This window comes from Acerihabitans sp. (assembly GCF_036398755.1).
Taxonomy (GTDB): domain Bacteria; phylum Pseudomonadota; class Gammaproteobacteria; order Enterobacterales; family Enterobacteriaceae; genus Acerihabitans.
In genome coordinates, this window is the sequence record NZ_DASWOM010000001.1 from 1 (window position 1) to 10,662 (window position 10,662).

Annotated in this window: 8 protein-coding genes; 7 read left to right on the top strand and 1 reads right to left on the bottom strand. The window is 60.8% G+C overall.

Features of this window, described 5'->3' with window-relative positions:
* The first annotated feature begins 199 nt into the window (after positions 1–199).
* The 6 genes from bglB (at position 200) to VGC33_RS00030 (ending at position 6,720) form a co-directional block, all read left to right on the top strand.
* Entirely contained in the window at positions 200–1,339 is a 1,140-nt protein-coding gene (bglB, locus tag VGC33_RS00005) for a beta-galactosidase BglB (protein ID WP_331117711.1), read from the top strand.
* A gap of 142 nt (positions 1,340–1,481) precedes the next feature.
* Positions 1,482–1,964: a MarR family winged helix-turn-helix transcriptional regulator gene (locus VGC33_RS00010; RefSeq protein WP_331117714.1), complete on the top strand. Its 483-nt coding sequence runs from the start codon at positions 1,482–1,484 to the stop codon at positions 1,962–1,964.
* Between the two features lie 6 nt (positions 1,965–1,970).
* Positions 1,971–4,061: an FUSC family protein gene (locus VGC33_RS00015; RefSeq protein ID WP_331117716.1), complete on the top strand. Its 2,091-nt coding sequence runs from the start codon at positions 1,971–1,973 to the stop codon at positions 4,059–4,061.
* A complete protein-coding gene (locus VGC33_RS00020; protein WP_331117718.1) occupies positions 4,058–4,267 on the top strand; it encodes a DUF1656 domain-containing protein in 210 nt (69 codons plus the stop codon). Before VGC33_RS00015 ends, VGC33_RS00020 begins: the two co-directional genes overlap by 4 nt.
* Positions 4,268–4,273: 6 nt before the next feature.
* Positions 4,274–5,197 (top strand): efflux RND transporter periplasmic adaptor subunit, encoded by a 924-nt coding sequence (locus VGC33_RS00025; RefSeq protein ID WP_331117720.1) that lies wholly within the window; start codon positions 4,274–4,276, stop codon positions 5,195–5,197.
* Between the two features lie 2 nt (positions 5,198–5,199).
* Positions 5,200–6,720 (top strand): efflux transporter outer membrane subunit, encoded by a 1,521-nt coding sequence (locus tag VGC33_RS00030; protein WP_331117722.1) that lies wholly within the window; start codon positions 5,200–5,202, stop codon positions 6,718–6,720.
* Here the strand turns inward: VGC33_RS00030 and VGC33_RS00035 are convergent.
* The gene (locus VGC33_RS00035; RefSeq protein WP_331117724.1) at positions 6,707–10,375 is read right to left on the bottom strand and encodes a leucine-rich repeat domain-containing protein; all 3,669 of its coding nucleotides are present in this window, start codon (positions 10,373–10,375) and stop codon (positions 6,707–6,709) included. The two genes, VGC33_RS00030 and VGC33_RS00035, sit on opposite strands and share 14 nt — an antisense overlap.
* 78 nt (positions 10,376–10,453) lie before the next feature.
* Here VGC33_RS00035 and VGC33_RS00040 point away from each other — a divergent pair.
* A partial coding sequence (locus VGC33_RS00040; RefSeq protein ID WP_331117726.1) for a hypothetical protein occupies positions 10,454–10,662 on the top strand: 209 nt, incomplete at its 3' end.

Sequence of the window (10,662 nt, forward strand, 5' to 3'; positions counted from 1 at the left end):
GGCCAATCATCCGCTGCCGCAGCAGATAACGCCGCAGGCGCGGGCCACGGTCGAGACGCTGACCGGCATGAAATACGAATCGCTGTGGGGCAATAACAATATCGGCTACCTTAACCGCCATAAAGGCGCGCCGGAAAAAGCCGCGCCCACCGCGCACCTGATTTAATCTATCTCTAAAGACATCGGCAGGACGAAATACATGACTATCTTCAGCGTAAAACACAGCCCCTTGCTCCGCCAGCCGGCGTATTTGCTGCCCCGCGACCGGTTAAAAGGGCTTATCGGACAAGTGACCGACAATCTGGTCAATATCGAGGATCGCACCGGCGAGTTTTTACTGCGCCTAGACGACGGCCGGGTCATCGACACCAAAGGATGGGCCGGGTGGGAATGGACTCACGGCATCGGGCTGTACGGAATTTATCAGTACTATCAGCAAACCGGCGACGACCGGATGCGGGGGATTATCGACGACTGGTTCGCCGCCAGGCTGGCGGAAGGCACGCCCACCAAAAACGTGAACACGGTTTGTCCGCTGCTGACCCTGGCCTATCGTTATGAGGACACCGGCAACCCGGCCTGGCGGCCCTATCTGGAACGCTGGGCGGAATGGGTGATGTACGAAATGCCGCGGACCGAAAAAAACGGTTTGCAGCATATTGTCTATAACAATGAAAATCATCAGCAGCTATGGGACGATACGCTGATGATGAGCGTGCTGCCCTTGGCGAAAATCGGTAAATTACTCAACCGGCCCGAGTTCGTGGCGGAAGCAACCTATCAATTTTTGCTGCATATCCAGTATCTGATGGATCGCGAAACCGGCCTGTGGTTCCACGGCTGGAGTTTCGCCGGCCGGCATAATTTTGCCCGGGCGCGCTGGGCGCGCGGCAATAGCTGGCTGACGGTGGCCATTCCGGAATTTATCGAGCTGCTGGACCTGCCGGAACAGGACGCCACCCGCCGTTATTTGCTTGAGGTGCTGACCAGCCAAATCGACGCCCTGGAAAAATGCCAGGATGAAAGCGGCCTGTGGCATACGCTGCTTGATGAGCGGGATTCGTACCTGGAAAGCTCGGCCACCGCGGGATTTGCCTATGGCATCCTGAAGGCGCTGCGCAAACGCTACATCGACCCGCGCTACCGGACAATGGCGGAAAACGCGGTGCGCGGCGTCATCGGCCGCATAAACCAGGACGGCGAGCTGACCGATGTGTCGTTCGGTACGGCGATGGGCGACGAGCTGGAATACTACCGGCAAATCCCCCTGACCTCCATGCCTTATGGCCAGGCCATGGCCATACTGTGCCTGACGGAGTATCTGCGGGTCTATATCTGAATCCTGGCGTAAAAAAGCGCGCGGCGCAGGCGATTACCGCCTGTTCATAGCGCCGCGCGGCGCGAAAAGCGTGCGGACAATTGACTCGTGACGCCGATCACAATATAGTTAGCAAACTACCTACTTACATGCTAACAATATTATGACCAAGCCAAAAACACGCGCGCAGGCGCTGATGGCGATGACCGTGGCGCTTGGCCTGTTGCAGCGCGGATATCGGACCAAGGCGGATAAAATTGTCGCGCCGCTGGGCCTTTCTTCCGCCATGGCCTGGCCGTTGGTGTTGATTGGCCGTCATCCCGAGGGCATCCGTCCCGGCGGGCTGTCCGAAGAGCTGGGAATAGAAGGCCCTTCGCTGGTGCGTTCGCTTAATCAGCTGGTCGACGCCGGGCTGGTGCTGCGCCAGGACGACCTGGTGGACAAGCGCGCCAAGATCCTGTATCTGACGCCCGCGGGCATCGCCATCCGGATACGGATTGAGACGATGCTGAACGACTTTCGCGCCACGCTGTTCGAGGGCGTGCCGCAAGAGGACGTTGAGGCGTGCCTGCGCACATTTTGCCTGCTGGAACGCCGGCTGGGCATCAACGGCTCCCCGGCCCTTGATGACGCGCCGCCGGCCTGAATGACCATGATCCCACCCGCCTTCAGGCTTTTCTCCCGCGCGGAAATGATTTATTCGCTGAAAAGCTTTACCGCGGCGATGATGGCGCTGTATCTTTCCAGCCGCGCCGGGCTGCCCAATACCTTTTGGTCGATGATGACGGTCTACGTGGTCAGCCAGCCGCTGGCCGGCATGGTGCGATCGAAGGCGGTCTACCGCCTGTGCGGCACGTTTATCGGCAGCACCGCCACGGTGTTGATCATTCCCGCCCTGTCCAACGCGCCGGTGCTGCTGGTGCTGGCCATGGCGCTGTGGGTCAGCGTCTGCCTGTTTATTTCCCTGCTCGACAGAACCCCGCGGTCCTATGCCTTTATGCTGGCCGGCTACACGGCGGCGCTGATCGGATTCCCGTCGGTACAGACGCCGGATTTAATCTTTAATACCGCCATCACCCGGGTGGAGGAAATCTGCCTGGGTATCTTGTGCGCCACCCTGGTACACAGCGTGGTGCTGCCGGCGGGGCTGACCGGCAGCGTCATGGGCCTGCTGGATAAGACCTTAACCGATACCCGGCGCTGGCTGAAGGATATCTTTTCCGCGCCGGTAGCGGTTCCCGACGGCGAGGATGGCGCCCTTTCCGCCGCGCGCCTGCGCCTGTCGGTGGATATTACCCAGTTGCGCCTGCTGGCTACCCATATCCCGTTCGACACCGGCAACCTGACCTGGACGGCGGGCGCCATCCGTACCATGCAGGACCGGGTGGCGGAGCTTATCCCCACGCTCTCCGGCGTGGAGGATCGCCTGCAGGCGCTGTACCGGGCCGAAGGCGGCTGGAGCCCCGACGTGCTGGCGGTGCAGCGGCAAATCAACGCCTGGCTGGCGGCCAACGAACCCTTGATGACCGGCGCGCAGGCGCGGCTGACCCCGGCCGGGTATCACGACCAGCGCCTGGCGCTGAGCGAGTCGGCATCCCGCCTGGAAACCGGCGGCAGCCAAAGCCCATGGGCGCGGGCATTGCGTATCTCGCTGGTCGGCTACCTGCAGGAACTGGTGTTGAAATGGCAGGAGTGCCTGGTGCTGCGCCAGGACATCGCCACCGGCATGCGGGTCGGGGTAATGCCCAGACGCCGCCTGGCCGCCGTCGGCAACCGGGTGCTGCACCGGGATTTGGGCATGGCTCTGCTGTCGTCGCTGGCGGCATTTATCGCCATCGGCCTGTGCTGCGCGTTCTGGATACAAATCGGCTGGGCCGACGGCGCCACCGCGGCCATGATGGCGGCGGTATTTTGCAGTTTCTTCGCCGTGATGGACGACCCGGTGCCCGCCATCAATAATTTCCTGAAATACACCTTCTGGTCGGCCCCCATCTCGGCGTTTTATATTCTGGTGCTGCTGCCCGCGGTCCAGGACTTCGGCATGCTGGTACTGGTCTGCGCCCCGCTGTTTCTGGTGCTGGGCTGCTACAGCGCCCGCCCGGCCCTGTTGATGGTGGCGCTGCCGCTGCTGTTCGGCGTGGCGGGCACCCTGTCGCTGCATGATACCGCCCACGCCGATGTCACCAGTTTTATCAATACCACCACCGCCCAGCTATTGGGGACGTTCGTGGCGGCGCGGGTGACCCGGTTGTTCCGATCGGTCGGCGCCGACTGGAGCGCGCGCCGCATCCGCCGGGCCATACGCCGCGACCTGGTGGCGATGGCCCGGGGCGCGAAGGCGCAGCAGCTGCAGATATTCGCCGTTAGAATGGTCGATCGCATCGGCCTGCTGGTGACGCGCATCGCCCAGGGCGAAACCAACCGGCACGATAGCGTCGCCCGGGAAACCCTGCGCGATCTGCGCCTGGGGGTCAATATCATCGCGCTGCAACAGGCCCGCCGGCACTTTCCGACGGTGGACTTCGGCGCGCTGCTCGCGCAGTTGTCCTTGTTATTCCGCACGGCGGAAAACCTGCCCGCCTTGTCCTTGCATACCGCCGTCGACCAGGCGCTGGGCACCATGCTCGCCATGCCGGAAGCCACCCCGCAGTGGCGCGGCGCCATTTCCGCCCTGGTGGGCGTGCGCAATAATCTGTTCCCCGACGCCCCCGTCGCCCTGACCGTTATGGAGGAGACGCGATGATTGGCGAAGCCGGTTTTTATGGTCTCTTTTTCCCCTGGCTGATGGTGCTGGCGCTGGCCGCGCTGGGGCTGTTCTGGGCGGTACGGCGCCTGCTGGTGATCGGCGGTTTTTATCGCTGGGTCTGGCATCCGGCCTTGTTCGATATCGCCGTTTATTTCCTTTTACTCTATGGGATTACCCATGTCACTTACCTTTTGCAGCGATAACCTACCATGAAATCCGACACTTTTGCCTTACGTTCGCGGCAGGCTGTCCGCGTATTGGTGACCCTGCTGGTGACGCTTGCGGCCATTTGGGCGGTATTGCGGCTATGGGATCATTACGAGCTCGCCCCCTGGACCCGGGACGGGCGGGTGCGCGCCAACGTGGTGCCCATCGCGCCGGACGTTTCCGGGCTGGTTACCGAGGTGGCGGTGCATGATAACCAGCGCGTGGCGGCCGGTTCACTGTTATTCGTGGTGGATAGCAGCCGCTACGAACTGGCGGTGCGGCAGGCGGAAGTCGGCCTTAATTCCCAGCGCATCGCCATCGCCCAGGCCCAGCGCGAGGACAAGCGCAATGCCCAGCTGGGCACGCTTATCCCGCAGGAGGAACGGGAACGCACCCGCACCCAGCTCGATCAGGCGCAAAACGCCCTGGCGCAGGCGGAGGTGGCGCTGGACAGCGCCCGGCTGAACCTGCAGCGGGCCCAGGTGCGTTCGCCGGTCGACGGCATGGTGACCAATCTGGATCTGCGCCAGGGCAGCTACGCCACCACCGGCAAACCGGTGATGGCGCTGGTGGATACCGGATCGTTCTACGTGGAGGGTTATTTTGAGGAAACCAAGCTGCCGCGCATTCACCTTGGCGATCCGGTGCGGGTTATCCCCATGGGCGGCAATGGGCCGTTTAAGGGTACGGTGGAAAGTATCGCCGCGGGCATTGCCGAACGCGATCGGCTGACCGGCGATAACCTGCTGCCCAGCGTTAATCCGACCTTTAACTGGGTACGTCTGGCGCAGCGAATTCCCGTCCGGGTGAAAATCGGCGCTTTGGCGCCGGATCAACGGCTGGTGGCCGGCGAAACGGTTACCGTGGAGGTGGCGGGTTCGTCCAGCGGCATCATTAATATCAATCCCGTCGCGCAAGGACGCTAGCCATGCCGTTTCATGCCATGCTTGCCGGATATCGCCGGTTGTTATTCCCCTGGCCCGCCTGCGCCGCGGTACTGGCCCTGGCCGGTCTGAACGCCTGCTCGCTCAAACCGGTCGGCCCCGACTACCAGTCCCCGGCATCGTCGCTGACCCGCCGCGCCGCCAGCCTGCCGCTGGACGATGGCAAAAACCTCGCCGCGCCGGCGAGTGTCCAGCCGTTGCCGGACCGCTGGTGGCGGCTTTACCAGGATCCCCGTCTCGACCGTTTGGTTCTGCGGGCGCTGGATCATAATACCGATCTGCGCGTCGCCATGGCCAACCTTGAGCGGGAGCAAGCCTTGCTCAAAGAGACGGGCGGTGCGCAACTTCCCACGCTCAGCGCTAACGCCAAACCCTATTACGGCCACCCTTCCGGGCTGTCGGAACTGCAGCCGGGCTATGTGCCGGATAACGCCTGGCACTACGACAGCGGCCTGAATCTTTCCTATCAGGTGGATTTGTTCGGCCAGATCCAGCGCGCCATCGAGGCCGCCGGCGCCGACAGCGAGGCCGCCCAGGCGGCGCTTGATTTGGTCCGGATCAACGTGGCGGCGAATACCACCCGCGCCTATGCGGAAATCTGCGCCACCGGCCTGCGGCTCCAGACCGCCCGACGCTCCATCGATCTGCAGCGCCAATCGGTGGCATTAACCGCCCGTCTGCTGCAGGCGGGCCGCACCGGCGAACTGGATACCCTGCGCGCCCGCGCGCGGCTCCAGCAGCTCGCGGCCACCCTGCCGCCTCTGCTGGCCCAGCGCCAGAACGCGCTCTACCGGCTGGCCACCCTTACCGGATCGCCGCCGCAGGATTTTCCGCGTGATGTCGCCGATTGCGCTACGCCGCCCGGGATCGGTCAACCGATCCCGGTGGGTGACGGCGCCGCCCTCCTGCGCCGCCGTCCGGATATCCGCCAGAACGAGCGCCAGCTGGCCGCCGCCACCGCCCGGATCGGCGTGGCGATGGCCGATCTTTATCCCAAGATCACCCTTGGACTGGCGGGAAGCTCCGCCGGCCTGATGAACGGCGTCGGTGAAAAAGACACCTATGGCTGGAGCCTGGGTCCGCTGATTTCCTGGACCATTCCCAATAACGGCGTCGCCCAGGCGCGCATCGCCCAGGCACAGGCGGCCACCCGGGCGTCCCTGGCGCGCTTTGACGGCGCCGTCCTGACCGCGCTGCGGGAAGTGGAGACCGCGCTGAACAACTATGCCCGCGAGCTCGACCGCTACCAGGCGCTGCGCGATGCGGGTGAAGAAACCCGGGACGTGGCGGGAAAAACCCGCCGGCTTTACGCCAGCGGAAAAATAGGTTACCTGGATGTGCTGGACGCCGAACGCAGCCTGGCCGACAGCGACGCCGCGCTGGCGCAGTCGCGGGCGCAGCTGGCCGACGACCAGGTCATGCTGTTCCTGGCGCTGGGCGGCGGGTGGAAGACGGCGCCGGCCACGACGGACAAAGACAACGCGCTTGCCACTAAGGCAAATTGATAAATTCCACCCTGGCGGGCAAATGCCCGGGGCGCAGCGCAATAAGATTTTGGCTGACGTCGATAAGCTCCAGATCCGGCGGCACATGGGTCATGATGGATCGCAACTTATTGGCGGCGATGCAAATCTTTTTTGTGCCGGCGGGGAAGTTTTCAGACAGGGACTGGATATGGTTGTGGTTCAGGTTGATCAGCCGCAGCCCGGGTGGGAAGCGGGTGTTTGCCAACGTGGTGATATCATTATGCTGTAGCAGGATAGACCTTATTTTAGGGGGCCAGGTTGGCGGCAGTTCCATGATAAAGTTGTGGTTTGCCGAAAAGGTAATCAGCGTTGGCGGCAATAGCCGCTGTATATCACTTATCTGGTTGTTATTGAGTTTCAGATGCTTCAACTGGCTGAATTGCCAGTGCTGGGGTATTTTGTTGATTAAATTAAAGCTAAGATCCAGAATGGTTAATTTTTGCGGTAATACCTCAGTCCCCTGCGCTAAAATATTATTCGCGGCGCTGAAGATAGTTAACGTATCCGGTAACCGGGGCAACTCGGTCAGGAGATTATGGTCCAGGTAAAGACTTTTTAATTTCAGCTGGCTAAAGTCGGGTAACGTGGTTAATTCATTATTATTAAGTTTTAGCGACATCAATTTCCCATGGCTAACCAGGTTGACCGTATTTATCTCGTTATAGCTGACGTCAAGTTCGGACAAGTTCGGCGCCTGCGTGGCGGGAAGTTTTTGTAACTGGTTGTGGTGGACGATAAGGGTTTCCAGCTTATCCGCCTGCACCCGGGGTAACAGGCTAAAACGATTATGGCTGATATCCAGGTGCGTCAAATTGGGCAGTGGAACGTCCTGAATGTTTCGCAACTGATTGCGGCTAAGCTTCAGTTTCACCACCTGCGGCGGTAATGCCGTGGGTAAAGACTTCAGGCCCAACCCCCTTAAATCAAGTTCCTTCAGGTTATCTCGCAGGCAGAGCTGCAATGTTACCACCGCATTGCCGCGCTGTTCGTGGCGGCTCCCGCCGGCTGCCCATCGATGCCATATGTCATTGAAATGGGCATGTTCTTTTGCCAGGAGCATATCGGATTGCCGGGGAAAAAGCGCCGGGACGCGATGAGCGTTATCCGCTGCATGAGAAGCAAGGCCGGTATGGCTTAGTGTTCCCAGGTAGGAAGGACCCAGGATACGCTGTTGCATATCAAGCGGCAGGTCAAGGATGCGACGCCATGTAACCGGCGCGGCGTTTTGCAGCATCTCGCGCCCCCGGGCCGTTAATACCCCGTCCGGGCTTACAAAGCCCCGCCATTGGCGCACAGAAATGTGCCACCGCGCGATAAGGGCCAGGGTACTGGTCGGTAATGGACCGATGGCGTTTTCCACCCATGCCGCCAGGTGTTGGACCGTGACCCAGGCATAGGGCTGGCCGGCGGATGCGGCGGCGAATTCTTTCCCCGCCCCCGGCGCACCCCGCCCGCCCATGCCCTGCTCCAGAATGTTTCGCAACCGTTTGGCCATGGGCAAAGGCACCGCCTGCAATATATTGCCAGGGGCCAACTGGTATTTTTTGCCGAAGGCTTCGCCGGTCTCGGGATTAAAACGGACATAAATGTCCTGGCCGGCCAGCTTATCGCCCCCGAGTTTTACCACCGGCAGTTCCTTGTCCAGCCCCGCCAGCCGAGCCATTATTACCGGTGTAGCGGGCGGCGCCATTACCGGCGGTAGACGCTGTTCAAGCCCCAGGCGTATTTTTTGCCATACCGGTAGTCGGCCGTTCATGAATTTGGCGATGGAGACCAGCTGTTTAAACGTCCGGGCGGCGGCGAAGCCCGCCAGTTCAAAGCCGGGATCCATGGCCCTGATGGCCGTCAGGCCAAGAGAAATCATGGCCTGGCGGTTCAGCTCGCGCGACGCCGGCAGCACGGCGAAGCGAACGACATCCGTTCCGGCCCGGCGCAGCGTTTCCCTGAATGACGCGCGCACAACCAGGGCGCCGAGGTTGGCGCGCAGGGCAACGATGCCGCCCATGGCGCCGCGTTGTGCAAATCGGGCCGATAGCGCCACGCCCTGCCCGACCAGGGGAACCAGGGAAAACGCGTCCGTCAGGCAGGGTATGATCGCCTCCCTGCGCCCTTCGTCGAGGCCCGTTAAGCAATCATGAAACGGAACCAGTGAAAGCAGGAATTTTTGTGTTTTTTCCCATGACGTTTCTTCAAAACCGAATTGATGCAGTTGGTCCATCAGCCGCTGCTTATGCCGCATGACCAAATTTTCGATCAACGGCCCCAGCGTATCGCCGGCACTTTTCATCAGCGGCGCATTGACGGCCTTCTCATTAATTTCCAACTGATAGTCCGGATCTTTTCTCGCCGTCGTGGGGTCCGTCATCAGCGCATAATAATGTGCCGTTATCTTATCCACACGCTCAAGGCTATAACCCGCTTGCGAGGGCCGCAGGGCAAAAATCCGTATTTCGCTCCCCACGGACGCGGCCAACAGGTCTACCTCGGGCAATAGCGCGATGGAATAAGCGTGTCGGGGAATATGCCTTGCGCCCATGAGATGCTTCAGGCTTTTAAAGGCGCTGAATTTTGCCGATATTAGCCTCACCGCTGCGCCGGCGATAAATTCAGACGCCACCGACGCGCGATCCTCCAGCAACCGCGACAGCATTAATGCGTCCACCACGGCGTATTTAGCGGCAATATCCTCATTTTGACTCTGGAACAGCGCCGTAGCCTGCGCCAGATCGGGCGACAATGCGGTACGCGTTTGGTATTTCCCCAGCGCCGAGAGTAAAATTTCCGCCGGATTATGGTCGTTTTTATATTTTTCGCCGGCGGCAAAGAACGCCTCAAGGGCAACAGAGGAGGCATTCGTCCCATGGAAGATATTTTCCACCTGCCGTTCTGTCGCCGGCAACCTTTGTTGCCGGCTATAAAAAATCCTGGCCGGCGCGTCAAATAAAAACAACATTTCGGCATCAATCACCGCGGCGCTTAGCATCTCTTCCAATGAATACCCTAGCTGGAGCAATTCTTCTTTCGACAGGAGAGAACCGTCCAGCGCCAGGCTGTCGGCATAACGCAGCCCGGCATGCAAATAGACCCATTCCACGCTGCCAACATCCATGCCGGCAAAAGGCGCGGTTTCGTTATAAAACCGCAAGGTCGGCATGTCGGCAAACACCACATTGTCCAGGATATAGCGCTGGGCGGATTGGCTTAACGCCTGGCCCGCGTCCGGGGAAGCCGCGTCCTCTTGCGCCGTGGCGGGGGCCGCCAGCTCAGCTTCGATGGCGGAAAATATGTGCCCTATGGCCGTGCGCGAGGGGGGATTTTCATCGCCGCCGGACCTGTCGCACACCAGGGCGCGGGCAATAAACTCGCCGATGCCGGGTTTAAAAACCACCGCATCCAGCCACTGGCTGAAAATACGCTGCTGCTGTTTTTCAGATAATAGCTCCGCGCGATACGATCCAAAATCACCCGACGGCTTGCTCAGTTCCCTGGCCAGGCTGGGTAATATGCCGGGATTATCCTGTAAAGAATCAATACATCGGTTGATCAAGGGGTAAATATGATTGGCGACATCGTCAACGGCGGCGAGACGTTCTTTTACCAGCCACGCCGTAATCCGGCGGGTTTGCGCTTTCACTTTATTGGCCGCCGGAACATCCACGCCGGACGGGCCGCGCAGGTTTATGCCATGTTCATGCCTGGTTTTTGATGCCGCATGCCGACGCTGGCGCCGCGCGAGCGTGGATCGGTCGGCGATTACCTCACCGCGCCCCATTTCGGCGCCGCCGGATTTTATCCACGCCGGTTTGACCATGGCGGGCAATATGCCACCCTCACCCGCTTTCGCATCGGTTCGGGCGAGAATAAGGCTGTCGTGCCAATAATGGCGGCGATCGCCGGCGTTCCCCGTCTGGCGTTCAGCGG